Annotated in this window: 27 protein-coding genes and 1 pseudogene; 14 read left to right on the top strand and 14 right to left on the bottom strand. The window is 37.1% G+C overall.

Features of this window, described 5'->3' with window-relative positions; all coding sequences use genetic code 11:
- Nucleotides 1-261 precede the first annotated feature (261 nt).
- From murA to sodA, 8 genes are all read right to left on the bottom strand, one after another.
- Entirely contained in the window at nt 262-1527 is a 1266-nt protein-coding gene (gene murA, locus ACPT9C_RS09070; protein WP_050948587.1) for a UDP-N-acetylglucosamine 1-carboxyvinyltransferase, read from the bottom strand.
- Between the two features lie 10 nt (nt 1528-1537).
- Nucleotides 1538-1795, bottom strand: a complete 258-nt coding sequence (locus ACPT9C_RS09065; RefSeq protein WP_005686372.1) for a BolA family protein — start codon at nt 1793-1795, stop codon at nt 1538-1540.
- A 20-nt stretch (nt 1796-1815) separates the two neighbouring features.
- Nucleotides 1816-2133 carry an STAS domain-containing protein gene (locus tag ACPT9C_RS09060; protein WP_005686374.1) on the bottom strand — a complete coding sequence of 106 codons (318 nt, stop codon included), beginning with the start codon at nt 2131-2133 and terminating at the stop codon, nt 1816-1818.
- 10 nt (nt 2134-2143) lie between these two features.
- Entirely contained in the window at nt 2144-2788 is a 645-nt protein-coding gene (gene mlaC / locus ACPT9C_RS09055) for a phospholipid-binding protein MlaC (protein WP_021034910.1), read from the bottom strand.
- Between the two features lie 32 nt (nt 2789-2820).
- Complete coding sequence (gene mlaD, locus ACPT9C_RS09050) at nt 2821-3321, bottom strand: outer membrane lipid asymmetry maintenance protein MlaD (protein ID WP_005656074.1); 501 nt, start codon at nt 3319-3321, stop codon at nt 2821-2823.
- A 10-nt stretch (nt 3322-3331) separates the two neighbouring features.
- On the bottom strand, nt 3332-4117 hold the full coding sequence (gene mlaE / locus ACPT9C_RS09045) for a lipid asymmetry maintenance ABC transporter permease subunit MlaE (protein WP_050948586.1): 786 nt from the start codon (nt 4115-4117) through the stop codon (nt 3332-3334).
- Nucleotides 4114-4908: a phospholipid ABC transporter ATP-binding protein MlaF gene (gene mlaF / locus ACPT9C_RS09040; RefSeq protein WP_005656079.1), complete on the bottom strand. Its 795-nt coding sequence runs from the start codon at nt 4906-4908 to the stop codon at nt 4114-4116. Before mlaF ends, mlaE begins: the two co-directional genes overlap by 4 nt.
- A 417-nt stretch (nt 4909-5325) precedes the next feature.
- A complete protein-coding gene (gene sodA / locus ACPT9C_RS09035; RefSeq protein ID WP_005647694.1) occupies nt 5326-5961 on the bottom strand; it encodes a superoxide dismutase [Mn] in 636 nt (211 codons plus the stop codon).
- A 248-nt stretch (nt 5962-6209) separates the two neighbouring features.
- Between sodA and ccmA the strand changes: the two genes are divergently transcribed.
- From ccmA to ACPT9C_RS08980, 11 genes and pseudogenes are all read left to right on the top strand, one after another.
- Nucleotides 6210-6848, top strand: a complete 639-nt coding sequence (gene ccmA, locus ACPT9C_RS09030; RefSeq protein ID WP_005662806.1) for a cytochrome c biogenesis heme-transporting ATPase CcmA — start codon at nt 6210-6212, stop codon at nt 6846-6848.
- Nucleotides 6849-6852: 4 nt separating this feature from the next.
- A complete protein-coding gene (gene ccmB, locus ACPT9C_RS09025) occupies nt 6853-7518 on the top strand; it encodes a heme exporter protein CcmB (protein WP_048940978.1) in 666 nt (221 codons plus the stop codon).
- A gap of 59 nt (nt 7519-7577) precedes the next feature.
- Nucleotides 7578-8315 carry a heme ABC transporter permease gene (locus ACPT9C_RS09020; protein WP_048954773.1) on the top strand — a complete coding sequence of 246 codons (738 nt, stop codon included), beginning with the start codon at nt 7578-7580 and terminating at the stop codon, nt 8313-8315.
- A 133-nt stretch (nt 8316-8448) separates the two neighbouring features.
- Nucleotides 8449-8652 (top strand): heme exporter protein CcmD, encoded by a 204-nt coding sequence (ccmD, locus tag ACPT9C_RS09015; RefSeq protein ID WP_005693416.1) that lies wholly within the window; start codon nt 8449-8451, stop codon nt 8650-8652.
- The gene (gene ccmE, locus ACPT9C_RS09010) at nt 8649-9170 is read left to right on the top strand and encodes a cytochrome c maturation protein CcmE (protein WP_044330600.1); all 522 of its coding nucleotides are present in this window, start codon (nt 8649-8651) and stop codon (nt 9168-9170) included. The genes ccmD and ccmE overlap by 4 nt, the downstream gene beginning before the upstream one ends.
- Nucleotides 9167-11113, top strand: a complete 1947-nt coding sequence (locus tag ACPT9C_RS09005; RefSeq protein WP_050948584.1) for a heme lyase CcmF/NrfE family subunit — start codon at nt 9167-9169, stop codon at nt 11111-11113. Before ccmE ends, ACPT9C_RS09005 begins: the two co-directional genes overlap by 4 nt.
- A gap of 142 nt (nt 11114-11255) precedes the next feature.
- Nucleotides 11256-11801, top strand: coding sequence for a DsbE family thiol:disulfide interchange protein (locus ACPT9C_RS09000; RefSeq protein WP_050948583.1), 546 nt, complete (start codon nt 11256-11258; stop codon nt 11799-11801).
- Nucleotides 11801-12262 carry a cytochrome c-type biogenesis protein gene (locus ACPT9C_RS08995; RefSeq protein WP_050948582.1) on the top strand — a complete coding sequence of 154 codons (462 nt, stop codon included), beginning with the start codon at nt 11801-11803 and terminating at the stop codon, nt 12260-12262. Before ACPT9C_RS09000 ends, ACPT9C_RS08995 begins: the two co-directional genes overlap by 1 nt.
- Nucleotides 12263-13180 (top strand): c-type cytochrome biogenesis protein CcmI, encoded by a 918-nt coding sequence (ccmI, locus tag ACPT9C_RS08990; protein WP_050848346.1) that lies wholly within the window; start codon nt 12263-12265, stop codon nt 13178-13180.
- Nucleotides 13181-13301: 121 nt separating this feature from the next.
- Nucleotides 13302-13802: pseudogene (locus ACPT9C_RS08985) on the top strand (hypothetical protein).
- A 10-nt stretch (nt 13803-13812) separates the two neighbouring features.
- Complete coding sequence (locus ACPT9C_RS08980; protein WP_050948581.1) at nt 13813-14112, top strand: hypothetical protein; 300 nt, start codon at nt 13813-13815, stop codon at nt 14110-14112.
- A 3-nt stretch (nt 14113-14115) separates the two neighbouring features.
- Here the strand turns inward: ACPT9C_RS08980 and ligA are convergent, their stop codons facing one another.
- Together ligA and zipA are read right to left on the bottom strand one after the other, a co-directional pair.
- Nucleotides 14116-16128: an NAD-dependent DNA ligase LigA gene (gene ligA / locus ACPT9C_RS08975; RefSeq protein ID WP_050948580.1), complete on the bottom strand. Its 2013-nt coding sequence runs from the start codon at nt 16126-16128 to the stop codon at nt 14116-14118.
- A gap of 108 nt (nt 16129-16236) precedes the next feature.
- Entirely contained in the window at nt 16237-17223 is a 987-nt protein-coding gene (gene zipA / locus ACPT9C_RS08970) for a cell division protein ZipA (protein ID WP_050948579.1), read from the bottom strand.
- Nucleotides 17224-17376: 153 nt separating this feature from the next.
- Here zipA and cysZ point away from each other — a divergent pair, with 153 nt between their 5' ends.
- The 3 genes from cysZ (at nt 17377) to ACPT9C_RS08955 (ending at nt 20949) form a co-directional block, all read left to right on the top strand.
- Complete coding sequence (gene cysZ / locus ACPT9C_RS08965; protein ID WP_050846777.1) at nt 17377-18195, top strand: sulfate transporter CysZ; 819 nt, start codon at nt 17377-17379, stop codon at nt 18193-18195.
- 99 nt (nt 18196-18294) lie between these two features.
- Entirely contained in the window at nt 18295-19245 is a 951-nt protein-coding gene (gene cysK / locus ACPT9C_RS08960) for a cysteine synthase A (protein WP_050948578.1), read from the top strand.
- 480 nt (nt 19246-19725) lie between these two features.
- Nucleotides 19726-20949, top strand: coding sequence for an MFS transporter (locus ACPT9C_RS08955; protein WP_061671392.1), 1224 nt, complete (start codon nt 19726-19728; stop codon nt 20947-20949).
- 108 nt (nt 20950-21057) lie between these two features.
- Here the strand turns inward: ACPT9C_RS08955 and waaF are convergent, their stop codons facing one another.
- The 4 genes from waaF to ACPT9C_RS08935 all read right to left on the bottom strand — a co-directional run bounded on the left by waaF (nt 21058) and on the right by ACPT9C_RS08935 (nt 26029).
- Nucleotides 21058-22098: a lipopolysaccharide heptosyltransferase II gene (waaF, locus tag ACPT9C_RS08950; protein WP_061671393.1), complete on the bottom strand. Its 1041-nt coding sequence runs from the start codon at nt 22096-22098 to the stop codon at nt 21058-21060.
- 75 nt (nt 22099-22173) lie between these two features.
- Nucleotides 22174-23337, bottom strand: a complete 1164-nt coding sequence (locus ACPT9C_RS08945) for a XylR family transcriptional regulator (RefSeq protein WP_061671394.1) — start codon at nt 23335-23337, stop codon at nt 22174-22176.
- Nucleotides 23338-23448: 111 nt separating this feature from the next.
- The gene (nhaC, locus tag ACPT9C_RS08940; RefSeq protein ID WP_061671395.1) at nt 23449-24855 is read right to left on the bottom strand and encodes a Na+/H+ antiporter NhaC; all 1407 of its coding nucleotides are present in this window, start codon (nt 24853-24855) and stop codon (nt 23449-23451) included.
- 1 nt (nt 24856) lies between these two features.
- A complete protein-coding gene (locus tag ACPT9C_RS08935; RefSeq protein ID WP_050948574.1) occupies nt 24857-26029 on the bottom strand; it encodes a MalY/PatB family protein in 1173 nt (390 codons plus the stop codon).
- Nucleotides 26030-26111 lie beyond the last annotated feature (82 nt).

The raw sequence follows: 26111 nt of genomic DNA, 5'->3' as shown, positions 1-26111 counted from the left end.
GTTGTGTTTTGGATAGATGCGATTATAAAAACCAAATTTATGAAAAAAAAATACTATTTATTTATAGTTTATAAACTTTTGTTCTAAAAACTAGAAAATAATTAACCGCACTTTTTGAAAATTATTTTGCATCTATACAACGTAATGACTTATATTTTTACAATTAACGCAAAAATGCCTTTATAAAGAAAGGCATTTATAGAAATTTGACGAAGTACTATAGCTGTAAATAGAAAGAATATAACGAGTAACTATACTTAATTATGCTTCAGAAAAACGTTCAATTTTCGCACCTAGACCACGTAATTTATCTTCGATATGTTCATAACCACGATCGATATGATAAATACGCTCTACAATGGTTTCTCCCGTTGCGATACAGCCTGCAAGCACTAAACTGATTGAAGCGCGTAAATCTGTCGCCATCACTTCTGTGCCAGACAATTGTTCAACCCCGTGACATACTGCTGTATTCCCTTCAATTTCAGCTTTACCCCCCATACGAATTAATTCAGGAATATGCATAAAACGATTTTCAAAAATCGTTTCAGTAATAATGCTTGTACCTTCTGCCACCATATTTAATAAGGTAAACTGAGCTTGCATATCAGTTGGGAACCCCGGATGTGGGGCGGTACGAATATTGACTGCTTTAGGGCGATTACCAAGCATATCTAAAGTAATGCTATTTTCAGTTACATCAACTTGCGCACCAGCTTCACGGAGTTTATCAATTACTGCATCTAAAGTATCAGCCTTAGTATTTTGACAAACAACACGACCGCCTGAAATGGCTGCAGCAATTAAGAATGTTCCCGTTTCAATACGATCTGGCACAACACTATGTTCACAACCAGTTAAATGTTCAACACCTTCAATCGTGATGTGAACAGAACCTGCACCTGTTATTTTCGCACCCATTTTATTAAGGAAATCGGCGGTATCAACAATTTCAGGCTCACGAGCGGCGTTTTCAATAACAGTCGTACCTTTCGCAAGGGTTGCTGCCATCATAATAGATAAAGTGGCGCCTACACTTACTTTTTCTATTACAATACGAGTTCCCACAAAACGATCCGATACTTGTGCTTTTACATATCCTTCTTCAAGAACAATATCTGCACCTAATTTTTCTAAACCGCTAATATGGAGATCAACAGGTCTAGCCCCAATAGAACAACCTCCAGGTAATGATACTTGACCTTGATGGAAACGAGCGACTAAAGGTGCCAATGCCCAAATTGAAGCTCGCATAGTTTTAACCAATTCATAAGGTGCAGTGAAATGATTGATATTAGAGGCATCTAATAAAACTGCACCAGTTGCATCACGATCTACAACCACGCCTAATTGACGCAAAATTTTCAAAGTAGTTTCAATATCTTTAAGTTCGGGAACATTTGTCAATTTAACAGGTTCTGTCGCTAAAATAGCCGCAAAAAGAATTGGAAGTGCGGCGTTTTTTGCGCCTGAAATATTCACACTTCCACTTAAACGAGATTGTCCATAAACACGAAATTTATCCATTTTTAAATCCTTAATTAAACTGGTTTAATGCACGATCGCGTTTCCATTTTTCTACGGTATAAGTTTTGATGGTTAGAGCGTGAATTTCACCAGTACTAAAATAAGGCATTAAAGGGGCATAAATCGTTTGTTGTTGTTTTACACGAGATAGTGCAGCGATTTCATCACTCACAACAATCACACCAAAATGTGCATTTTCACCTTGTGCATAGACTTCTGCAATATTTAGTGTGTCTTTTAAAATTTGTTCAATTTTTTGAAGTTCCATCGGATTTCCGGTTAGTTAAGCTATGTAAAATTTGCGATCCAATCAGATAAACCAAAGAGATCTGCTAGGGTTAATAATTGTTTTGGTGGATAAACTAATCGCACTGTTTTATTAAGCTTTTGACACTCTCGTAAAAAATCACAAAGAGCTGCAAAACCAGCAGAATCAATATGCTGAAGATCAGACAAATTCCATTCAACAATAGTTTTATCAAGTGTACTTGCTGACAAAAAAACGCCACGTTGCTGCCACATTGGTAACAACGTGCTGCGAGATAGTTCCCCAAACAAAAAGAGCGTTATTTTATCATTATTTTTTTGCAAATCCCAATTTAGCATAGTTATTCATTTATTGATTGAAAATTATAGGTTGTGAGGCAGATTGCTGCATCTTTGTGATTAATGTATCAATACCTTGTTTGTTTAAAATACCAACCCAATTTTTTATCGTATCTTCCAGCATACTTACGCCTGCTGCTGCCATATCGTAGGCTTTCCATTCCCCACTTTTATTGCCTTTACGCCATTTAAAATCTAATAGGATCGGAGCAACGCCATTAGTTTGAATAATACTTACGCGAATATTTACAAAATTGTTATCGCCTAATTCTTTTTCTGATTCAATTTGAATTTTTTGATTAGAATAATTTGTTAATGCTTGTGCATACTTTTGCTCAATCAATTCGCCAAAAGTTTTGAAAAATTTTTTGCGTTGTTCTGCAGAGGTTGATTTGTAGTATGAACCTAATACTTTAGAACCTGCATATTCTAAGTTTACATAAGGCAATAAATCATTACGAACAATAGTACGTAAATAATTTGGATCTTGTTTAATTTTACTTTGATTAGCTTGTATATCAGAAAATAGTTTATCTGCCGCTTGCTGCATTAAAACATAAGGACTTGTTTCTGCAATAGCTGTTCGTGTAACCAAAAGTGCGGTTAATACGAAAGTTAAAATAGTAAACCATTTTTTTAGTTGAGTAAGGTTCATTATCAATCTCCTAATTTATAAAATTTAACCTATTATTCTGCGGATTCTGATTTTTCATTGCCGTCTGATTTTTTACTTCCGTATAAGAATTGCCCAATTAAATCTTCCAATACCATAGCTGATGTAGTGTCTTGAATTTGGCTACCATTTTTAAGCATTGCTGTATCTCCATCATCAAAACCTATTGTCAAGGCAATATATTGCTCACCTAATAAACCTGATGTTTTAATTGATAAAGAACTGTTTTCTGGGATTTCATTATATTCTTGATTAATCGCAATACTTACTTTTGGCAAATAGCTTTTTTCATCAAGCGTAATAGCACTCACACGCCCAATTACTACGCCTCCAATTTTTAGTGGTGCGCGCACTTTAAGTCCGCCAATATTATTAAAAATTGCCGTCACGGTATAAGATTTCGTCTCAGCAAAACCTTGTACATTAGCTACGCGTAAACCTAAAAAAACTAAGGCACCAATACCAAGTAATAAAAATAATCCGACCCAAAATTCATATTTAATTGTTTGTCTCATAAAAAAATCCTTAACCTGCACCAAACATAATAGCAGTCAAAATAAAATCTAATCCTAGAACAACAAGTGAAGCGTGCACAACTGTTCGTGTTGTAGCTTGACTGATACCTTCTGATGTTGGCATACAATCATAACCATTAAAAAGCGCAATCCAAGTTACGGCTACAGCAAAGAAAACCGCTTTAATAAAGCCATTTAAAATATCATAGCTCCAACTCACGGAATTTTGCATAACAGACCAAAAGCTGCCTGAATCAACACCTTTCCAATCCACACCAACTAAGGAACCGCCCCAAATACCAATCGCGATAAACAAGATTGACAAAATTGGCATGGAAATAACTCCTGCCCAAAAACGAGGTGCAATCACTCGACGTAAAGGATCAACAGCCATCATTTCAAGACTAGACAGTTGTTCAGTAGCTTTCATTAATCCTATTTCAGCCGTTAATGCAGACCCCGCTCGACCAGCAAATAAAAGTGCGGTAACAACAGGACCTAATTCTCGTAAAAGAGAAAGTGCTACAAGCTGTCCCAAACTTGTTTCAGCAGAAAAATCGACTAACACGACATAACCTTGTAGCCCTAATACCATTCCAATAAATAAACCGGACAACAAAATAATGAGTAACGATTGGACACCTAAAACATGCATTTGCTTCACAAGCAAAGGAAAATGCTTGCGAATTTGTGGCTTGCCGATCAATGCGCCAAATAACATAAAGCCTGCTCGCCCTAAGGCACGGAAAAAGTCGATCACCTGTTTTCCAAAAGCAGAAATAAAATTGATGATCATTCAAACAATTCCTTCACATAATCTTGCGCCGGGTACTTAAAGCGCACAGGACCATCAGATTCACCTTTTAAGAATTGCACTACTCGCGGATCTTGGCTTTGTAAAAGCTGCTCAGATGTTCCTTCTGCGATGACTTTTTGGTCTGCAATAATATAGGCATAATCTGCAATACTCAATACTTCCTCCACATCGTGCGACACCACGATAGAAGTCAAATTTAACGCTTCATTTAATCGTTTAATCAGGCTCAAAATTACGCCCATACTGATTGGATCTTGCCCAGTAAATGGCTCATCAAACATAATTAAATCAGGGTCAAGTGCAATAGCTCGTGCTAATGCAGCTCGACGAGCCATACCACCGGAAAGTTCTGAAGGCATCAATGCGGCAGCACCTCGCAACCCAACCGCCTCCAATTTCATCAACACGATTTGACGAATTAAACTTTCAGGCAAATGCGTATGTTCACGAATTGGAAAGGCGACATTATCAAAAGTAGAAATATCCGTAAAAAGTGCACCTGATTGGAATAACATCCCCATCCGCTTGCGTACTTCGTACAGTTCACGATTAGATAGACGACAAATATCTTGTCCATCAAACAAAATTTCACCTTGCTCTGGCATTAGTTGCCCACCTATCAATTTAAGTAAGGTGGTTTTACCAATCCCCGACGGCCCCATGATCGCAGTGATTTTTCCCTTTTTTACTTGCAAATTCAGGTTATCGTAAATCACGCGATCACCGCGTTTAAAGGTAAGATTCTTAACTTCAATTAGATTTTGATTCATTAAAATCTCGTTTATAAATAAAAAGTTCAATCAGTTTTATATGACCTTAAAAAGTTAGATTCGTTTAATTTAAAGATTAAGTTTTGTTATTTATAGCAACACATTTTTTTGGCTTAACTTTAATGTGGTCATAAAAATAGTTATAAAAAATAGTGATAAATTCTATTTTTAATAACTTAAAATTTTGCCATAGTAACATTCTTTTTGACCTCACTAAAGAAGCTTTACATTTCTTCATTATTTATTGAATTTTAATAATACTTTGTTTATGGAAAATAACATTGATAAATGCCTATAAATAATAAGCCTGTAAAAGATACAGATTTGATAAAAAAGATTGCAAAAGAAAAGTTATAGAGAGGAAAGCAGAAAAACCTAACTTTTGCTAGGTTTTCCTATGTTTATTATTTTGCACAGTTACAGTGTGCTGTTTTTTTGTTCAAAACGTTCTGCAACGAAATCCCAGTTTACCACATTCCAGAATTCTTTAATGTAGTCTGGACGGCGGTTTTGGAATTTTAAGTAGTAAGCGTGTTCCCAAACGTCTAAACCTAAAAGTGGGAAACCCTCACAACCAGCCACTTCTTTACCCATTAATGGGTTATCTTGGTTTGCTGTTGATACAACGGCTAATTTACCTTCAGCGGTTAATACTAACCATGCCCAGCCTGAACCGAAACGAGTTGCTGCTGCTTTTTCAAACTCTGCTTTAAATGCATCTACAGAACCGAAATCACGTTCAATCGCATCTTTTAATGCGCCTTGTAAAGTAGTGCCTTTTTTCAAGCTTTTCCAAAATAAACTGTGGTTTGTGTGGCCACCAGCATTATTACGTAATGCTCCACGTTTTTCTGCAGGAATTTTATCAAGGTTAGAAATTAAATGACCCGGATACATTTCTACTAATTCAGCGGGTAAACCTTCTAATGCAGCATTTGCATTGTTTACGTAAGCTTGGTGGTGTTTACTATGATGGATTTCCATTGTTTGCGCATCAAAATGTGGTTCTAACGCATTGTAGGCATAGCCTAATTCAGGGAGAGTGTAAGACATAATGTATTCCTTCTATTGTTAAAAACAGATTTCGTTGAGGTTTTGGTCTATAACCAAAATTGAGCAAATAATAGCAAAAAAATTGATTTAGATCATTAAATGTTTTTCCTTTTTTAAAAAGTGAATTTATTAAATTTTGTTTTAAATCAATAAACCTATCGATCTACTTCTAAAGAGTTATGTGTTTGAGTTGCGAAAATTTCATCAAATATTAGAATACTGCCACTTTCTATTTTCCCTCTGTAATTATGTTTGAGCAACACAAGTTATCTCTGCAAAATTTATCCTGCCAACGTGGTGAGCGCGTACTTTTTCGTGCTTTGACTTGCGATTTTAATAGCGGTGATTTTGTACAAATTGAAGGGCATAACGGCATAGGTAAAACAAGTTTGTTACGTATTCTTGCGGGTTTAGCGCAACCTTTGGAAGGCGAAGTGCGGTGGGATTCTGAAGCGATTTCCAAACAACGTGAACAATATCATCAGAATTTGCTTTATTTAGGTCATCTTTCTGGTGTTAAACCAGAATTAACCGCATGGGAAAATTTGCAGTTTTATCAACGAATTAGTCAAGCTGAACAAAACACCGATATGTTGTGGGATTTGCTTGAGAAAGTGGGATTATTAGGGCGTGAAGATTTGCCTGCCGCACAACTTTCTGCAGGACAACAAAAACGTATCGCGTTAGGTCGCTTATGGCTGTCTCAAGCGCCCTTATGGATTTTAGATGAGCCCTTTACTGCGATTGATAAAAAAGGCGTGGAAATTCTAACCGCACTTTTTGATGAGCATGCTCAACGTGGAGGTATTGTGTTATTGACCAGCCACCAAGAAGTGCCAAGTTCTCATCTGCAAAAATTGAATTTAGCGGCTTATAAAGCGGAATAACTTAATGATTTTTTTAGAGATAATTAAACGAGAACTTCAAATTGCGATGCGCAAAAATGCGGAGATTTTAAATCCGCTATGGTTCTTTTTGCTTGTGATTACTTTGTTTCCGCTTGTTATTGGGCCAGAGCCTAAATTACTTTCCCGTATCGCACCGGGTATCGCATGGGTAGCTGCATTACTTTCAGCATTGCTTTCTTTTGAACGTTTGTTTCGTGATGATTTTATTGATGGTTCTCTTGAACAATTAATGCTAACTGCACAGCCTTTGCCAATGATAGCTTTAGCTAAAGTGGTTGCACATTGGTTGCTCACAGGTTTACCGCTTATTTTATTATCGCCTATTGCAGCTTTGTTACTTTCTCTTGAAGTGAATATTTGGTGGGCATTAGTTTTGACATTGTTGCTTGGCACCCCTGTATTGAGCTGTATTGGCGCAATTGGCGTGGCTTTAACAGTGGGGTTGCGAAAAGGGGGTGTGTTGTTGAGTTTGCTTGTTGTTCCGTTATTTATTCCCGTTTTAATTTTTGCTTCATCAATATTAGAAGCAGCAGGATTAAATGTGCCTTATGGGGGACAACTGGCGATTTTAGGTGCAATGATGGTTGGCGCAGTAACACTTTCGCCTTTTGCCATCGCGGCGGCACTGCGAATTAGTTTAGATAATTAATTTTATTTCATCGTATAAAAGTGCGGTAATTTTTCTCTTTAATTTTTAAGGATTTTTTTATGTGGAAGTGGCTACATCCTTATGCAAAACCTGAAACTCAATATCGTATCTGCGGTAAATTGAGTCCGCTATTTGCATTTTTAACGCTTATTTTACTCGGTATCGGCATTGTATGGGGGTTAGCATTCGCCCCAGCTGATTACCAACAGGGCAATAGTTTCCGAATTATGTATGTGCATGTGCCGACAGCGATTTGGTCAATGGGCGTGTACGGTTCAATGGCGATTGCAGCTGTGGTTGCCCTTGTGTGGCAAATTAAGCAAGCTCATCTCGCAATGATTGCAATGGCGCCAATTGGTGCATTGTTTACTTTCTTATCGCTTGTTACGGGGGCAATTTGGGGGAAACCAATGTGGGGTACTTGGTGGGTGTGGGATGCTCGCTTAACTGCAGAATTAATTTTATTCTTTCTTTATCTTGGTATCTTAGCGCTTTATTCTGCTTTTTCAGATCGTAATGTAGGGGCAAAAGCAGCGGGGATTTTATGCATTACAACGGTCGTGATTTTACCGATTATTCATTTTTCGGTGGAATGGTGGAACACGTTACATCAAGGTGCGAGTATCACTAAACTGGAAAAACCATCCATTGCAATTCCAATGTTGGTTCCATTAATTTTGTGTATCTTCGGTTTTTTAACCTTGTATATTTGGCTTACTTTAGTGCGTTATCGCGTGGAATTATTGAAAGAAGATGCGAAACGTCCTTGGGTTAAAGCACTTGCGGAGGGTATCTAATTCCGTGGGTAGGTATACCCACGGTTAATATAAAATGATTCCCCTTTGGGGAAAGTTGAATCTACCCTAAAAGGGTAGTACTTTTACTAACCTAGGGTATACCTACCCTAGGGTGAGAAATAAGGAATATTTTATGTTTTTCCAAACTTGGAGTGATTTTTTTAATATGGGTGGCTACGGTTTTTACGTATGGTTATCCTATGCAGTAAGTTTAGTGGCAGTTATTGCCTTAATTGTTCAAAGTGTCAAGCAACGCAAGACAGTATTACAAAATGTCTTGCGTGAGAAACAACGCGAAGAACGTTTACAACAAGCAAATAAGGGGAATACACTATGAATCCAAGACGTAAATCCAGATTTAAATTAGTCATTTTTGTTGTATTAGGCATCGCTATTGCTAGTGGGTTAATGTTATATGCACTACGCCAAAATATCGACTTGTTTTATACGCCATCTGAAGTGATTCAAGGTAAGGATAATAATCTGAATCAAAAACCTGAAGTGGGGCAGCGTATTCGTGTTGGCGGTATGGTGGTTGAAGGCTCTGTAGAGCGTGATCCAAAAAGCTTGAAAGTGCGGTTTGATTTAAATGATATTGGCCCTGCGATCACGGTTGAATATGAAGGCATTTTGCCAGATCTTTTCCGTGAAGGGCAAGGTATTGTGGCTCAAGGTGTATTAACTCAGCCAACTGTTTTAAGCGCGACAGAAGTATTAGCTAAACACGATGAAAATTATGTGCCGCCAGAATTAGGCGAAAAAATGCAAAAAGTACATAAACCAATGGGAATTGAGGCAGCGGACTTAAAAGGCGAAAGTGCGCGTGATCGTCAAGAAAAAGAAGGCGCAAAATGATTGCTGAATTAGGAAATTACGCGCTTGCTTTAAGTTTAGCTGTATCGCTTATGTTGGCGATTTTCCCTTTGTGGGGGGCTGAAAAGGGCAATGCACAGTTAATGGCACTAGCTCGCCCAATGACTTATGGTTTATTTGCAAGTTTAAGCATTGCTTTTGTTGCGTTATTTTATTTATTCGCAGTCAATGATTTTAGCGTGCAATATATTGTAAATAATTCTAATACTACTTTACCCATTTATTATCGTTTATCTGCGGTATGGGGTTCTCATGAAGGATCTTTATTATTGTGGATTTGGCTACTTGCCGTTTGGTCATCTGCCGTTGCTTTATTGAGTAAACATTTACCTCAAGAAGCGGTTGCTCGCGTGCTGGGTATTATGGGGATTATTAGCGTCGGTTTTGTGTTGTTCGTCTTGTTCACTTCAAATCCTTTTACGCGTACCTTCCCTAATTTCCCAGTGGACGGAAAAGAACTTAACCCAATGTTGCAAGATGTAGGCTTGATTTTCCACCCTCCATTACTTTATATGGGCTATGTTGGTTTTTCTGTGGCATTTGCGTTTGCGATTGCATCCTTAATGACAGGAAAATTAGATTCAGCTTGGGCGCGTTGGTCACGTCCTTGGACGCTTGCTGCTTGGGTGTTTTTAACTTTAGGTATCGTACTCGGTTCTTGGTGGGCTTATTATGAGCTTGGCTGGGGCGGCTGGTGGTTCTGGGATCCTGTGGAAAATTCATCATTTATGCCTTGGCTTGCTGGTACCGCATTGATTCACTCCCTTTCTGTGACAGAAAAACGTGGTTCTTTTAAAGCTTGGACGGTATTACTTGCGATTTTAGCCTTTTCACTTTGTCTGCTCGGCACATTCTTAGTTCGTTCTGGTATCTTAGTTTCAGTTCACGCATTTGCATCGGATCCAACTCGTGGTTTGTATATTTTGGCTTACCTCGTTGTGGTAATTGGCGGTTCGCTTGCGCTCTATGCGTATAAAGGCAGTCAAATTCGTTCTCGTGATAATGCAGAACGCTATTCACGTGAAAGTATGTTGTTATTAAATAATATCTTATTAATGACTGCACTTTGCGTTGTATTCTTAGGAACGTTGTTACCACTCGTTCACAAACAACTTGGTTTAGGCTCTATTTCTATTGGTGCACCGTTCTTTGATCAAATGTTCTTAATTATTATGACACCATTTGCATTATTGCTTGGTATTGGACCTTTAGTGAAATGGCGTAGAGACCAATTTTCTGCAATTCGCACGCCTGTTGTTATCAGCGTATTTGTTATGCTGATTGCAGGTTTTGCGTTACCTTATTTCTTGCAAGATAAAATTACCGTGAGTTCAGTGCTTGGTTCAATGATGACAGTGATTATTGCGTTACTTGCGCTTTATGAATTGCAACAACGTGCGACGCATCGTGAATCATTCTTTGTTGGCGTACGCAAACTATCTCGTTCTCATTGGGGAATGATGTTAGCTCACTTAGGCGTAGCAATGACTGTTTGGGGGATCGCGTTTAGCCAAAACTTTAGCGTAGAACGTGATGTGAGAATGAAAGTTGGCGAGAGCGCACAAATTGGTCGTTACGATTTTAAATTTGCCGGTGTGACGGATGTGAATGGTCCAAACTATATTGGGGGAAAAGCTCAAATTGATATTTCGAAAAATGGGCAACCAGAGGCAAGTTTATTCGCAGAAAAACGTTTTTATACAGTAAGTCGGATGTCTATGACAGAAGCCGCTATTGCTGGTGGTTTAACTCGTGACCTTTATGTGGCTCTTGGCGAAAAACTTGAGGACAATTCTTGGGCGTTACGCTTATATTACAAGCCATTTATTCGCTGGATTTGGATTGGCGGCTTATTTATGGCGTTAGGTGGATTGTTGTGTATGTTCGATCGACGCTATCGGTTTAATGCGTTGTTGAAGAAATAATTTATACTGCCATGGGTAGGTATACCCATGGCTAATTGAAATGGTTCCCCTTTGGGGAATTTCAACTAGCCTCAAAGAGGCTACACTTTTACTAGCCTAGGGTATACTTACCCTAGGCACCAATTTTAAAGTGCGGTAAAAAATGAAAAAAAAATTACTCGTTCCTCTTATTCTCTTTTTATCAATAACAATTGCTTTTTTAGTGCAATTAAAACGTAATGCACAAGGCGAAGATATTAAAGCATTAGAGTCAGCTTTGGTTGGAAAGCCTGTGCCAGCAAAAAATTTAACGGAGCTTTTTGAAAATAAAGCTTACACGAATGAATTGTTTCAACAAGGTAAGCCAGTTTTGCTTAATGTGTGGGCGACTTGGTGCCCGACTTGTTATGCCGAACATCAATATTTAAACAAACTTGCTAAAGAGGGTGTGCGAATTATCGGTTTAGATTATAAAGATGAATCACCTAAAGCAATGAAGTGGTTAAAAGATCTTGGCAATCCTTATCAAGTTGTTTTAAAAGATGAAAAAGGTTCTTTCGGTTTGGATTTAGGAGTATATGGTGCGCCTGAAACTTTTATTATAGATGGAAAAGGCGTGATTCATTATCGTTATGCCGGTGATGTAAACGAAAAAGTTTGGACTCAGACTTTAAAACCAATTTATGACAAACTCTCGGAGCAACAATAATGAAAAAAACATGGCTATTTTTGACCGCTCTTTTGTTTAGCACAGTGGCGTTTTCAGCGATTGACGCATTAAATTTTAGTTCTCCACAACAAGAGAGTGATTACCATCAATTAACACAATCTTTGCGTTGTCCTCAATGTCAAAATAACAATATTGCGGATTCCAATGCGACTATCGCTGTGGATATGCGTGGCAAAGTATTTGAGCTTTTACAAGAAGGCAAATCGAAAAATGATGTAGTGGATTATATGGTGGTACGTTACGGCAATTTTGTAACCTATGATCCTCCTATGACAGCGAGTACATTAGTGCTATGGATTGCCCCATTATTGCTTGTGTTGTTAGGCGTGGTATTTTTATTAAGACGTAAACCAAAAGCTCAAAGTGCGGTAAAATCCCAAGATGTTTTAACTGATGAAGATAATGCGCGTTTGGCAGAATTATTAAACAAGGATAAATAGATGAATTTTGCATTAATTTTTATATTAACCACTTTAGTTGTGGCGTTAATTTGTTTTTATCCTTTATTGTGTCAATTCAAAGCGAAATATGGGCAAAAACGTGATGATTTAAATAAGGCATTATATTTCTCACGCTTGGAAGAAATTGAACAAGATAATTCCCAAGGTTTAGTTGAAAATGTTGAGCAACTCAAACAAGAATTACAGAAAACTTTGCTTGATGATGTGCCGAGCAAGGTTCAAGAGAATGTGGATTATTCTGACAAATCTTATGGAAAAATTTGGTTTGCCTCTGGTGTATTAGCGTTAGGAATTATCGCAGGCTCTTCTTATTTTATGGTGGGATCTTGGCAAGCCGAATCAATGTTAGAGCAGACTTATGCGAAATTGCCCTATTTCTATGATCGAATGAAAGATGAAGATAAAAATCCATTTTCTGATGCAGAAATGCAGCAATTTTCTACCGCACTTCGAATCGATTTGCAGAAAAATCCAACTGATGCCAAAAAATGGTGGATGCTCGGTCAAATTGGGATGAATTTAGGTGATGCACGTTTGGCATTTGATAGCTATCAAAAGGCTAATAAACTTGAACCAGATAATGTGCAATATAAATTAGGCTATGCTCGTATATTGATGTTCTCTGAAGACGCGACTGATAAACTTAAAGGTGGCAATTTATTGCGTGAGGTAATTCGTCAAGATCACACTAATATTGAAGCGTTAAGTCTGCTCGCATTCCGTTATTTTGAAACGGAAGATTATAAAATGGCGGCAGTGACTTGGGCAATGATGTTGCGCTTAATGCCGAAAGATGATGAGCGTGTTCCATTAATTGAAAAAAGTATTCGTACCGCACGTGATGCTTTAGAGGCTCAAAACGAAGAAAAATCAAAAAGTATCACTCCTGAAAAATAACCTAGTACGTTATAAGACTTTTTGATATAGTGCGAAAAAATTATTCGTAGTCGAACAGATTAGCATTTAATAAAGTACTAAAGGAACGAGAAATGAATAACAAAAATTGCACTTTTTTTCTTTGTTCTGCGTCATTATTGGAAGTTTATTTACTTCACAATTTTCGATTGCAGAAAATGATTCTAGTGCAGTCACTTATATTGATTCTGAAGATAAAAAAGCATTTAATTCCGATGTTTCAAATAATGATGCTCAAAAACTAGCTCAAAGTATTGAATTTAAAGTTTATAAAATAGATGAAACGACTTCATCAGAAAGTATTTATTAATCTCCAGCTGGAATTTGTCAGGGATTTAAGATTACAAGAGGTGTAGATTACACAAATTCAACTTACCATTATCTTTCTCTAGACAATAGAGGAGAATTCTATGGCAGTGTGGCTGGTGCAACTATTTATAACCAAAAAGATCTTCAAAATTTAAGTTATGTGCCTGTTTATTCAATTACAGACAAAGATTTGTCTAAGCGTATTTAGGCACAAGAAAAGAAAAAATTAAAGGAAACTGCCATCAATCATATTTCAGAAGGCATCGCCGTATTAAATGATTTAATTTGTAAATAGGTTATATTAAATGAAAAATTCCGTTTTTATTAGTGTTGTTATGTTAAGTTTGGTTGGATGTTCATCTCAGTCAGAGCAAAGTAGTCAAGCTATTTACGATATGAAAACTGTACAAGAATATAATGCTCGAGTTATTAGTGGTAATACTGTTACGCAAACTCAAAAGGATAAAATAACGCAACAAATTGATACAAGTTTAAAATTAAACCAAAGTGACAATAAAGTTAAAACGAGAACAAGACGTGTATTGCCTGTTCTTCCAGTCACACCAAGCGTTGGGTATCATTATAATTATCACTATTTTAGATAAAATTTATCTTGTTATCTGTGCTAAAAATTCTTCTTCTGTTAATACTGCAATATTTAGTTCCTGTGCTTTTGCAAGTTTAGAGCCTGCTGCATCGCCTGCGATAACAAAGTCCGTTTTGTTGGAAACTGAGCCGCTTACTTTTGCGCCTAGCTGTTGTAGTAATGCTTTTGCTTCGTTGCGACCCATTTGAGTGAGGGTGCCTGTGAGGACGACGGTCTTATCTTTAAATAAGTTTTCACTGGCTTCTTTTACTTCCACGGTTTCCCAATGTACGCCTTGTGCGATTAAATCCTCCACGACTGCAACATTATGCGCTTCACGCCAAAATATAAAAATTCGGTTCGCTACAACTTCCCCTACATCAGGCACTTGTTGAAGTTCTTCAAGATTTGCGTCTTTAAGCGCATCTAAGGTTTTGAAATGATTAGCAAGATTCAATGCAGTGGCTTCGCCTACTTCACGTATGCCTAAAGCAAAAATAAAGCGAGCAAGCGTCGTGCTTTTTGCCTTTTCAAGACTATTGAGTGCGTTTTCTGCCGATTTTACGCCCATTCTTTCTAAGCGTGTGAGCGTGGTTAAATCGAGTTTAAATAAATCGGCTGGTGTATGAATCAGTTCTCGATCGACTAATTGTTCTATTAATTTTCCGCCTACACCATCAATATCCATGGCTTTACGAGAGACGAAATGTTTTAACGCCTCTTTACGTTGTGCCGCACAGAATAATCCTCCCGTGCAACGTGCTACCGCTTCGCCTTCAATACGAATAATTTGAGAATCGCACACAGGGCAATTTGTTGGGAAAATGATTGGTTTAGCATTATCAGGGCGACGTTCGTGTAATACGCCAATAATTTGTGGAATTACATCGCCTGCTCGACGAATAACAACAGTATCGCCAATAGCGATATTTAAACGTTCAATTTCATCGCCATTGTGTAAGGTGGCATTACTTACTGTAACTCCTGCAACAAACACTGGCTCTAATTTGGCAACTGGTGTGATTGCGCCAGTTCGCCCCACTTGGAATTCAACATCATTCAGCACCGTTAATTCTTCTTGGGCGGGGAATTTATAAGCAATCGCCCAGCGAGGTGCTTTAGAAATAAATCCTAGTTCATTTTGTAAGGCTATATCATTGATTTTTAATACCGTTCCGTCAATATCATAACCTAACGAGCTACGTTTATTTTGAATATCTCGATAAAAATCTAAAACTTCATCAGCACCGTTACATAAACGAATTTCTGGATTTACTGGAATACCGATAGATTTTAGCCATTGCAAACGAGCATAATGCGTAGTCGGCAGATCAACACCCTCAGCAATTCCAATACTATAAGCATTTAATACTAGTGGACGTTTACTGGTAATATTAGGATCAAGTTGGCGTAAAGAACCTGCCGCTGCATTGCGAGGATTAGCAAAGGTTTTTTCATTATGTTCTAGCGCATATTTATTTAAACGCTCAAAGCCTGCGTGTGGCATAAAAACTTCGCCTCGCACTTCTAAACGAGCTGGAGGATTGTCTGTTAAAAGTTGTAACGGAATATTACGAATGGTGCGGATATTTGCCGTAATATCTTCTCCTGTAGTGCCATCGCCACGAGTGGCAGCTTGGGTAAGTACACCATTAACATATAAAATACTCACAGCTAAGCCATCAAGTTTAGGTTCGCAACAGAAAGTAAGTGGTTTAGGCAATACAATTAAACGATCTTCAATGCGTTTTACAAAAGCATTGAATTCTGCATCTGAAAAAGCATTATCCAAAGAGAGCATTGGAATTTCGTGACGAATTTGGCTAAACCCAGAAAGTGGTTTTGCACCCACACGTTGAGTTGGCGAATCTGAAGTAAGAAATTCAGGATGTTCTAGTTCTAAAGCTTTTAGTTGATGAAAGAGACGATCATATTCGCTATCAGGCACGGTTGGATTATCTAGAACGTGGTATTCGTATTCATATTGGTGCAAGGTTTTGCGTAGATTGTTTATTTTAGTTTGAATATCTGTCATAAAATTCTCGGAGAAAAATGACCGCACTTTTTGCTTGTTTAGAGTGAAAATAGACAGGCATAAAGCTTGTCTCAATGAATAAAAGTGCGGTAAATTTAAAGTATGAATTTACACACGAGCAAGATAGGTTTGCTCTGCATTTGCATCAAAGACTTCTTGTTCTTCAGTCAGCACAACACCTTGTAAATCTTCGGCTAATGTATGGGCAGCGCGGATCATCATACGTAAATTAGCAAGATTATTACCCGGAGAGGGCAATTGCATAAAGAATACAATTCCTATGGTGTTAAATTCTGCTAAGTTATAAGTATTGAATGTGCCTGGTTGTTCTAAATTTGCCACACTAAAAAGCACAGGACTTGCCACACTTAAATCTAAATGGCGATGATACATTTCATCTTTACCCAAGATAAAACCTAAATTTTCAAGAGCCTGCACCAATTTAGCACCATTAAATTCTTCGCTAGATTTTGGAATAAGATAAAGTTGAATATAGCCAGTTGTTTGTTTTGGCTGAGCTGTCGTTTCTGCTTTTGGTTCATTAAACGAGACGTTGTAATCTATTTGACGTTCTTCGTGAGATAATTCTGCAAGCTGCACTCTTAATTCTGGCGATGATGAATTAATGCCATTAAAATCAACATTTTGGCTTTGTGCTTCAAGTTGTTCTAAGGTCATACTTGCGACATTATTTGAGGTCGGCATATCGTATTGAGGCTGCGTTGGTTGTGTTGTCTCTGAACGATGATTGCCCATATCATAAATAGGTTGCGCGTTAGGAATAGAAATTTTGATGTCATCCACACTTTTATCACTTTGGCGATAATCGATCAATTCAGCTTCTGATGGTGCTTTTTCTGTGGTTGGTTGAGTAATTGGTGTATGCCTATTTTCCACATAGGTATTTGGCGAAATATTGTTTGGCTGTACCATTTCTTCTTGCGTATGGGATTTAGATGTTGGAGAAGTGCGGTCAAATTTATTGGCTTTATCGAAATATTTTGATTTCTCACGACGATTTGACCATAATCCGTGCAGGATTAAGGCGACAAGTACCACGATACCCATAATAATCAAAATTGTATTTAAATCCATTTTTATTCCTTACGTGCGATAGTTCGGCAAGAGTGCTATAAACGGTGTTAATGCTACCATATTTCAGTAGGTGAAAAAAATACTTCAAGGTGTGGAATTTTAAAGGAAAAGTGCGGTCTGTTTTAAGTATATTTTTATTGAAAGGAAAGAAAAATGTTGAATCTTAATGAATTAAAATCGGGTTTCCATTATTTTGTGATGGGCTGGCATTTCATCACACAAAAAGGTTTACGTCGGTTTGTTATTATTCCAATTTTACTCAATACCGTTTTGCTTTGTGGTTTATTTTGGCTTTTTATTAGCCAAATCAGCAGTGCCATTGATTGGGTAATGAATTTTATTCCTGATTGGCTTGGTTTTCTCAGTTTTATTTTACTGGCATTCTCGATCTTAACTATTTTATTGCTCTTTTATTTTACTTTTACCACGCTTTCTGGCTTTATCGCTGCTCCTTTTAATGGTTTATTGGCGGAAAAAGTAGAAAAAATGCTGACGGGGGAAAATATTAATGATGATGGTCTTGCTGATGTAATAAAAGATGTGCCTCGTATGTTTGCTCGAGAGTGGCAAAAATTACGTTATAGCCTGCCTAAAATTATCGCCTTGTTTTTACTGAGTTTTATCCCTTTGGTTGGGCAAACCATCGTGCCTGTACTTACTTTCTTGTTCACTTGCTGGATGATGGCAATTCAATATTGTGATTATCCTTTTGATAATCATAAAGTTTCTTTTGATGTAATGAAGAATGCGCTTGGCAATCAACGAACTCAAAATTTAACTTTTGGAGGATTGGTTACGTGCTGTACGTTTGTGCCTGTGATTAATTTATTAATTATGCCTGTTGCAGTATGTGGAGCGACGCTAATGTGGGTAGAAAATTATCGTAATGGCTTACGTTTTAATATGAATAGACCTTTTTCCTCTCAAACGGGGCTTGATGTTCATTCAGAAAATACAGGGATTGTTAAATAGCTTGCGGTTATAAAATAGATCAAATAACTATTTTTTTAATCAAAAATACGGTACTATAAATAAACCAACATTAACGAAGTCCAACAAAAGGGAAATATTATGACAGTTTATGCAGACAATTCTTATTCTATCGGAAATACGCCGCTTGTGCGTTTAAAACATTTTGGTCACAACGGCAATGTGGTAGTTAAAATTGAAGGGCGAAATCCAAGCTACAGCGTGAAATGCCGTATTGGGGCGAATATGGTGTGGCAAGCAGAAAAAGATGGCACGCTCACGAAAGGAAAAGAAATTGTAGATGCAACGAGTGGTAACACAGGTATCGCTTTGGCTTATGTTGCGGCGGCTAGAGGTTATAAAATCACGCTCACTATGCCAGAAACAATGAGTCTTGAAAGAAAACGCTTATTGTGCGGATTGGGTGTAAATTTAGTGCTTACCGAAGGCGCAAAAGGAATGAAAGGCGCTATTGCGAAAGCAGAAGAAATTGTTGCTTCTGATCCAAGCCGCTATGTCATGCTTAAACAATTTGAAAATCCAGCCAACCCACAAATTCATCGAGAAACAACAGGGCCTGAAATTTGGAAAGATACGGATGGCAAAGTCGATGTTGTTGTTGCTGGCGTAGGAACAGGTGGTTCGATTACGGGTATTTCTCGCGCGATTAAATTAGATTTTGGTAAACAAATCACTTCTGTTGCCGTTGAGCCAGTGGAATCTCCAGTCATTAGTCAAACTTTAGCGGGTGAAGAAGTAAAACCAGGCCCACACAAAATTCAAGGTATCGGTGCGGGTTTCATTCCCAAAAATTTAGATTTATCTATTATTGATCGCGTAGAAACTGTTGATAGTGATACCGCACTTGCCACAGCTCGTCGTTTAATGGCGGAAGAAGGCATTCTTGCAGGTATTTCATCTGGTGCAGCTGTCGCGGCTGCAGATCGTTTAGCTAAATTACCAGAATTTGCTGATAAACTCATTGTTGTTATTTTGCCTTCAGCTTCTGAACGCTATTTAAGCACAGCACTTTTTGAAGGGATTGAAGGATAAACAAAAAAGAACAAAGTGCGGTGAATTTTCACCGCACTTTTACCTAGACCAAATTCCCTTTAACTAATTATTTTAAAATTGAAATTTGAGATTTTGTTTCACTGTTGTTAAAACGCTATTCACATTCCTTTAAATGTAGATCCCGATGCTCTTTGGGAATACGCATTAAACTTGCGTAATTAGTTGTTATTAATCACAAATTAATTTACATTGCACCCTATCTTTGATCTCAGTAAACATAAGCGAACACTACTAAACTCCAGTAAAATCAAGGCATAAGCGTTAAAATTGTTGTTCTTTCTCACTAGCATCCTAATTTAATCGCCTTATCCTTTCCTTCTTATTCAAAATTAATTTTTTATTCTTCTTTTCGTATTCTGTTCATTGAATTTTTTTATTAATGCAGTAAACTAGCCACCGATTTTTAATCACCTTTCTTTTCACTTTAAATGTTACCCGCGAGTAACAAAAGGACACATCATGACAAACAAAGTAAACAGTTATGGCTGGAAAGCCTTAATTGGCTCCGCCGTCGGCTATGCAATGGACGGTTTCGATCTTCTCATTTTAGGTTTCATGCTTAGTGCAATTTCCGCAGACTTAAATCTGACACCTGCCCAAGGTGGCTCTCTCGTGACATGGACGCTTATTGGTGCAGTTTTTGGTGGTATTTTATTTGGTGCATTAAGCGATAAATACGGTCGTGTACGGGTACTTACTTGGACCATTCTTCTTTTTGCGGTATTTACTGGTTTATGTGCGATTGCACAAGGTTACTGGGATTTACTGATTTATCGCACAATTGCTGGCATTGGCTTAGGCGGTGAATTTGGAATTGGGATGGCTCTAGCAGTAGAAGCATGGCCTGCACGTCACCGAGCGAAAGCAGCATCTTATGTTGCATTAGGTTGGCAAGCTGGTGTATTAGGTGCCGCATTACTTACACCATTATTGCTCCCGCATATTGGCTGGCGTGGAATGTTCTTGGTGGGTATTTTCCCTGCATTTGTCGCTTGGTTCTTACGTTCTCATCTACACGAACCTGAAATTTTTACTCAAAAACAAACCGCACTTTCAACTCAATCCAGATTTACTGATAAATTACGTTCATTCCAGCTTCTTATTAAAGACAAAGACACGAGCAAAATTAGCCTTGGTATCGTCGTACTTACTTCCGTACAAAACTTCGGTTATTACGGTATTATGATTTGGTTACCTAATTTCTTATCAAAACAACTTGGATTCAGTTTAACTAAATCTGGACTTTGGACAGCCGTTACCGTCTGCGGTATGATGGCTGGCATTTGGATTTTCGGACAACTTGCCGACCGCATCGGACGCAAACCAAGTTTCTTACTTTTCCAATTAGGCGCAGTGATAAGTATCGTGGTTTACTCACAACTTACCGATCCTGACATCATGCTTCTTGCTGGGGCATTTTTAGGTATGTTTGTGAACGGAATGATAGGCGGTTACGGTGCATTAATGGCAGAAGCCTACCCAACAGAAGCTCGAGCAACGGCACAAAACGTACTTTTCAATATTGGTCGTGCCGTAGGGGGATTTGGGCCTGTGGTTGTGGGCGCTGTTGTACTCGCCTACTCTTTCCAAACTGCCATCGCCCTACTTGCGATTATCTACATAATTGATATGTTAGCGACAATTTTCTTAATCCCTGAATTAAAAGGTAAAGCCTTAGACTAAGAAAATATAAAAGATGAAAATGCTCGCCAAGTGCGAGCATTTTTTATGAAACAAGTCATCTTATAAGTAATATCTTTATAAGTTTTATTTTCATTAAGCAAATTTTCATTATTTTGCTAACAGTTCGTTCAGTTTTTCTAATGCCATTTCCGGCGTAATATCAATCAAACTTTGATGATAACCGCCCTCTTTGTCGCCTTTACGGACTTTAATCAATCCACCTTCAATTAAACGAATAATCGTTGCCTTATCCGAAAGCGGCGGCGTGTATTGCGGACTCGTTGGGCCATAAAGTGCAATCAATGGGCGATTAACTGCTGCTGCAATATGCATTAAACCACTGTCATTTGTCATGACTGCTGTACAATTTGCAATTAAATCCACCGCTTCATTTAAGTTGGTTTTTCCTGCTAAATTAACACAAAACTCACGTAATTCTTCTAGCAGTGCTTGACGAATTTCCTCGCCCACATGTTCATCTTTAGCAGAACCAAATAGCTCCACTGCATAGCCTTGGGTAATTAACATTTCTGCTAATTTTGCATAATGATAATGTGGCCAACGTTTTGCTGGGCCAAATTCTGCACCAGGACAAAAACCAATAATTGGACGTTCGCCTAAAAGTGCGGTTTGTTTTTCAAATTTTTTTAAGGTTTCAGCTTGTTGCGCTGGCTCAACCGTCAAATAGGGCTTCAAGACAGGAATATCATCAGCTTTTGGTACAGCATTTTTTTCAAAAGCCAATGCAATATAACGCTGCACCATCATTGGATAATCTTTTTTATTGGCTCGTAAATCATTCAATAAAATATAACGGCTTTCGCCTTTCCAACCACGACGATGAACAATTTTTGCGAAGAAAGGAACAAACGCAGATTTCAATGAATTAGGCAAAACAATCGCCATATCATATTGCTCACGCAAAGATTTTCCTAAACGATAACGTGTTCCCAATTCAAAAGCCCCGTGCCCTAATGGCATTTCAATCGCCTTACGCACCTCTGGCATACGCGCAAGCAAAGGCTTACACCAATTCGGTGCCATCACATCAATATTGCAGCTTGGATATTGAATTTTCAGTTGCTGGTACAAACTGTGCGACATCATCATATCGCCAACCCAAGATGGGCCAATAATTAGAATATTCATTTTCTGTCTTTCAGATAAAAGTGCGGTTAAAAATACTTGTTATTATGGCACAGAGTTGAATAAAAATATGCTCCTTTAACAATTTAGTCGAAACTCTTTAGGAGTCATTTCAAATTCTTTCTTAAAAACAGAATAAAAATATTGAATGGATGGATAGCCGCAAATCTCAGCAATTTCTTGAATAGAAATATCTGTTTGTTGTAATAAATTCTTTGCTCGGGAAATTTTTTCTTCGTGGATGACTTGGTGAATTGTTTTATTCATTTCATTCTTAAAACGTTGTTCAAGATTAGAACGTGAGGTTTCAAGATGATCTAAAACTTGTTCTACTTTAATTCGATGACAGGCACGATGACGAATATAATGCATTGCTTGAATGACAAGCGGATCTGTTAATGATCGATAATCTGTAGAATTTCTAGAGTGAACGGTAATCGGTGGAATTAAAATAGGGGTATGTGAAACTTTTTGACCATTGAGTAATTTGTGTAATAATTTCGCAGCTTGATAACCAATCTCTCTCGTGCCTTGTTCTACGGAGGAAAGGGACACACGCGATAAATATTGGATCAATTCTTCATTATCAATACCAACCACACAAAGCTCTTCAGGTACAGCAATTTTACTGTACTCACAAGCCTGCAATAAATGACGAGCACGCGCATCCGTAACAGCAATAATACCAGTATGAGAAGGAAGAGATTTTAACCAGACAATTAGCTTTTGTTGCTCTTCCAACCAATTTTGAGCATGAACCTGCACACCCTCATATAGGTAAATAGGGTAATGATTTTTCTCCATCAACTCTACAAAAGCATCTCTTCGTTCTATAGACCAATGCTTATGAGTATTTACTTGCAAACCATAAAATGCAAACTGTGACAGTCCTTTCTCCTGTAAATGAGACAAAGCCATTTCAACCAATACCATATTATCTGTTGCTACATAAGGAAAGTGCGGATAAAAATCAGCTTGTTTATAAGATCCACCAACTGCTATAGTAGGAATAAGAGTGTGTTGCAATAATTCAACAGTTTTTGGATCATCAAAGTCTGCAATAATACCATCAATAGAAAGTTGATTAATGGTATCAGTATGATAGATAAATTCATCTTCTACAAAAATATCCCACATACATTGCGATGCCTGAATATATTGTCCAATACCCTCCACCACCTGCCGATCATATACTTTGTTTGCATTAAATAAGAGGGCAATTTTGTAGTATTGTTCCGTCATTTTATATCCTTATCTATGGGAAATTGCTATTTAAGTTATAATAGAAAAGATATTTAGCTTCAAGATAAAAATAGCCAGAATAACTGGCCATTTTTATATCCAATACCACATTTATTTTTTTAGCTTCGCAATACCTATTCCACTTGCACCATAAATAATAGCAAAGATAATACCGCTCCAACATAAAATTGCCCAAGGTAAATAAGACAATGTTGCAACACCTAATGTGCCTGCCATATATGCACCTGCGGCAGTCCATGGCAAAATAGGTTCAATAATTGTTGCGGAATCTTCTGCTGTTCGACTTAGATTTTTTGGATGTAATCCTTTTTCTACATACGCATCTTTAAGCATTTCTTCTGGAATTAGAATAGAAATTTGCCCATTACAAGTAACCCCAATCATTGTTAAACCGCAAAGAATCGTTGTAATAATCAAAGAAAGAGTTGAATGAACAAAGGTGAGTAATTTTTGAATAATCACGGTTAATGCACCGCTCAATTGTAATACACCTGCAAATGATAATGCACAGAAACAAATTAATAGTGTTCCCATCATTGAGTTCATTCCACCACGATTCAACAAACGACTTAAATCAGAGCTAACTGAAGTATGGTGAATCATTGAGGTATCAAATCCATTAACTGCGCTATTAATCACATCAGATAGAGAGAATTTTTGAATTAAGATAGCATTAATAATTGCGATAAATGCTGATAATAACATTACTGGAATAGTCGGTTTCTTAGTAATAGATCCCCATAATACAATAGCGACTGGAATAAGTAATAGAAAGTTAAAATGATAAACTTGCTCTAACTCATGAATCATTGTATTTACTTTTTCTGGAGTCGCTACATTAGAAAAATCGTAGTTTAAACCATATACCACATAGACAGTAGCCGAAAGAATAAAGGATGGTAATGTTGTATAAAGTAAGTGAGCGATATGCTCATATAAATCTACGCCAGCAGCTGCGGATGCAATATTGGTTGTATCAGATAATGGCGATAATTTATCTCCAAAATACGCACCAGCGACCACAGCACCTGCCGTAGCAGCCAAATTGGCGTCTAATCCAATCGCAACTCCCATAAATGCCACACCAACAGTCCCTGCTGCCCCCCAAGAGGTTCCGGCACAAATGGAAACAATAGCAGTAAGGAATAAGGCTGTCACATAAAGATATTCTGGTGATATCGCTTTTAGTCCGTAGTAGATCATCATAGGAATTGTTCCTCCACTAATCCAAGTTCCAATTAATAATCCTACAGTAATTAAAATTAATAGTGCAGGCATTGTTTTAGCTATTTTTTCTGAAATGGCGTCTAAAATATCTAAATAGCAATGACCTAATTTAATAACTAAAAAACCAGCAAATACCGTTGAAATAATCATTAATGGCTCTGCTGGCAAATCAAATAAAGCATACCCAAGCCCTAACAGTAATAGCATCACAATGATTGGTGAAAAAGCTTCTAATGTTGTTGGCATTCTTGTGCGATGAGTGGTTTTCATATTAAATCTCCCTATTGTTTAATAAACAAAACCCATTTTTGATTCGATTCAATGCTTCTAATAATTTTTCTCTAGGCATAGCGACATTCATACGAAAGAAACCGTCTCCCTCTTTGCTAAATTCACTCCCCAAAGATACTTTTACTCTTGATAAATTATTAATCCAATAAGCTAATTCATTTTCATTTATACTTAGCTTTTTATAGTTTATCCAAAGTAAATAAGTTCCATCACTTTCAGTAATATCTAATAATGGAATATACTCATTGAAAAATTCTTTTACTATCTTCTTATTATTCTTTATGTATTCTTTTAGATAGATTACCCAGTCAGTACAATATTTATATAACGAAATAATAGCTGGTATAGAGAAATAATTTGGATTATGTATACCTAATGCCATCATTTCTTTTATAAATTTTTCTCGAATCTCTTTATTCTCAATAATTAGGTTAGCTATTTCCAATCCAGGAATATTAAAAGTTTTTGCTGGGGATAAACAGATCATTGAGTGATTTGCTACCCATTCATCTAATGATGATATTAAATAGTGGGAGTCATTTGTTAGTGTAAAGTCTGCGTGGACATCATCGGAAATGATAAATACATTATGTTTTTTAGCTAAGTTTATAATTTTAATAAGGACTTCTTTGTTCCAAATCGTTCCAGTTGGGTTATGAGGAGAAATTAAAACAAATACTTTAGAATGTTCAAAACATTCCTCTAATAAATTAAAATCAATACGATACTTTCTATTCTCATAAACCAAAGGACATTTATATAATTTTCTGTCATTTAATTTTATCGTGTTTAATATTGGACCATATGAAGGTGATAGAATACATATCCCATCAGTTTCTTTTGTAAATGCTCGTATATAAATAGATACGGCTTGGATTATTCTTGGGCAAAATACAATTTTTTCAGAGAGAACAGAATAATGATATTGTTCGAAAATATAATCACTGATTATCTTGTAATAGTCGGCTGGTAATTCAGTATAACCATAAATTCCTAAACGATTAAATTTTTCTAATTCATCTATCATTATCTGAGGGGCTGGAATATCCATATCCGCAACAGACATTGGAATAATATCATTATCTACATTCCATTTAGCACTAAATGTATTTAGGCGATCAATAATCACATCAAAATTATAAAAATTATTCATTATTCCTCCTGATGTATAAAGCAAATTTACTTTAGTCAAAGAAGAAAAGAATTAAAATTACTAAAACTACTTTATCTATTAC

The sequence above is a fragment of the Haemophilus sp. HN_Hi16 genome, from assembly GCF_049823435.1.
Classification (GTDB): domain Bacteria; phylum Pseudomonadota; class Gammaproteobacteria; order Enterobacterales; family Pasteurellaceae; genus Haemophilus; species Haemophilus influenzae_D.
The sequence above is the reverse complement of the archived record's forward strand: the minus strand, read 5'-3'. Positions and strand labels throughout refer to the sequence as shown.

Excerpts from the sequence above, each read along its gene's own strand:
- murA (WP_050948587.1), bottom strand. The coding sequence starts at position 1,527 with ATGGATAAATTTCGTGTTTATGGACAATCTCGTTTAAGTGGAAGTGTG.
- ACPT9C_RS09065 (WP_005686372.1), bottom strand. The coding sequence starts at position 1,795 with ATGGAACTTCAAAAAATTGAACAAATTTTAAAAGACACACTAAATATT.
- ACPT9C_RS09060 (WP_005686374.1), bottom strand. The coding sequence starts at position 2,133 with ATGCTAAATTGGGATTTGCAAAAAAATAATGATAAAATAACGCTCTTT.
- mlaC (WP_021034910.1), bottom strand. The coding sequence starts at position 2,788 with ATGAACCTTACTCAACTAAAAAAATGGTTTACTATTTTAACTTTCGTA.
- mlaD (WP_005656074.1), bottom strand. The coding sequence starts at position 3,321 with ATGAGACAAACAATTAAATATGAATTTTGGGTCGGATTATTTTTATTA.
- mlaE (WP_050948586.1), bottom strand. The coding sequence starts at position 4,117 with ATGATCATCAATTTTATTTCTGCTTTTGGAAAACAGGTGATCGACTTT.
- mlaF (WP_005656079.1), bottom strand. The coding sequence starts at position 4,908 with ATGAATCAAAATCTAATTGAAGTTAAGAATCTTACCTTTAAACGCGGT.
- sodA (WP_005647694.1), bottom strand. The coding sequence starts at position 5,961 with ATGTCTTACACTCTCCCTGAATTAGGCTATGCCTACAATGCGTTAGAA.
- ccmA (WP_005662806.1), top strand. The coding sequence starts at position 6,210 with ATGTTTGAGCAACACAAGTTATCTCTGCAAAATTTATCCTGCCAACGT.
- ccmB (WP_048940978.1), top strand. The coding sequence starts at position 6,853 with ATGATTTTTTTAGAGATAATTAAACGAGAACTTCAAATTGCGATGCGC.
- ACPT9C_RS09020 (WP_048954773.1), top strand. The coding sequence starts at position 7,578 with ATGTGGAAGTGGCTACATCCTTATGCAAAACCTGAAACTCAATATCGT.
- ccmD (WP_005693416.1), top strand. The coding sequence starts at position 8,449 with ATGTTTTTCCAAACTTGGAGTGATTTTTTTAATATGGGTGGCTACGGT.
- ccmE (WP_044330600.1), top strand. The coding sequence starts at position 8,649 with ATGAATCCAAGACGTAAATCCAGATTTAAATTAGTCATTTTTGTTGTA.
- ACPT9C_RS09005 (WP_050948584.1), top strand. The coding sequence starts at position 9,167 with ATGATTGCTGAATTAGGAAATTACGCGCTTGCTTTAAGTTTAGCTGTA.
- ACPT9C_RS09000 (WP_050948583.1), top strand. The coding sequence starts at position 11,256 with ATGAAAAAAAAATTACTCGTTCCTCTTATTCTCTTTTTATCAATAACA.
- ACPT9C_RS08995 (WP_050948582.1), top strand. The coding sequence starts at position 11,801 with ATGAAAAAAACATGGCTATTTTTGACCGCTCTTTTGTTTAGCACAGTG.
- ccmI (WP_050848346.1), top strand. The coding sequence starts at position 12,263 with ATGAATTTTGCATTAATTTTTATATTAACCACTTTAGTTGTGGCGTTA.
- ACPT9C_RS08980 (WP_050948581.1), top strand. The coding sequence starts at position 13,813 with ATGAAAAATTCCGTTTTTATTAGTGTTGTTATGTTAAGTTTGGTTGGA.
- ligA (WP_050948580.1), bottom strand. The coding sequence starts at position 16,128 with ATGACAGATATTCAAACTAAAATAAACAATCTACGCAAAACCTTGCAC.
- zipA (WP_050948579.1), bottom strand. The coding sequence starts at position 17,223 with ATGGATTTAAATACAATTTTGATTATTATGGGTATCGTGGTACTTGTC.
- cysZ (WP_050846777.1), top strand. The coding sequence starts at position 17,377 with ATGTTGAATCTTAATGAATTAAAATCGGGTTTCCATTATTTTGTGATG.
- cysK (WP_050948578.1), top strand. The coding sequence starts at position 18,295 with ATGACAGTTTATGCAGACAATTCTTATTCTATCGGAAATACGCCGCTT.
- ACPT9C_RS08955 (WP_061671392.1), top strand. The coding sequence starts at position 19,726 with ATGACAAACAAAGTAAACAGTTATGGCTGGAAAGCCTTAATTGGCTCC.
- waaF (WP_061671393.1), bottom strand. The coding sequence starts at position 22,098 with ATGAATATTCTAATTATTGGCCCATCTTGGGTTGGCGATATGATGATG.
- ACPT9C_RS08945 (WP_061671394.1), bottom strand. The coding sequence starts at position 23,337 with ATGACGGAACAATACTACAAAATTGCCCTCTTATTTAATGCAAACAAA.
- nhaC (WP_061671395.1), bottom strand. The coding sequence starts at position 24,855 with ATGAAAACCACTCATCGCACAAGAATGCCAACAACATTAGAAGCTTTT.
- ACPT9C_RS08935 (WP_050948574.1), bottom strand. The coding sequence starts at position 26,029 with ATGAATAATTTTTATAATTTTGATGTGATTATTGATCGCCTAAATACA.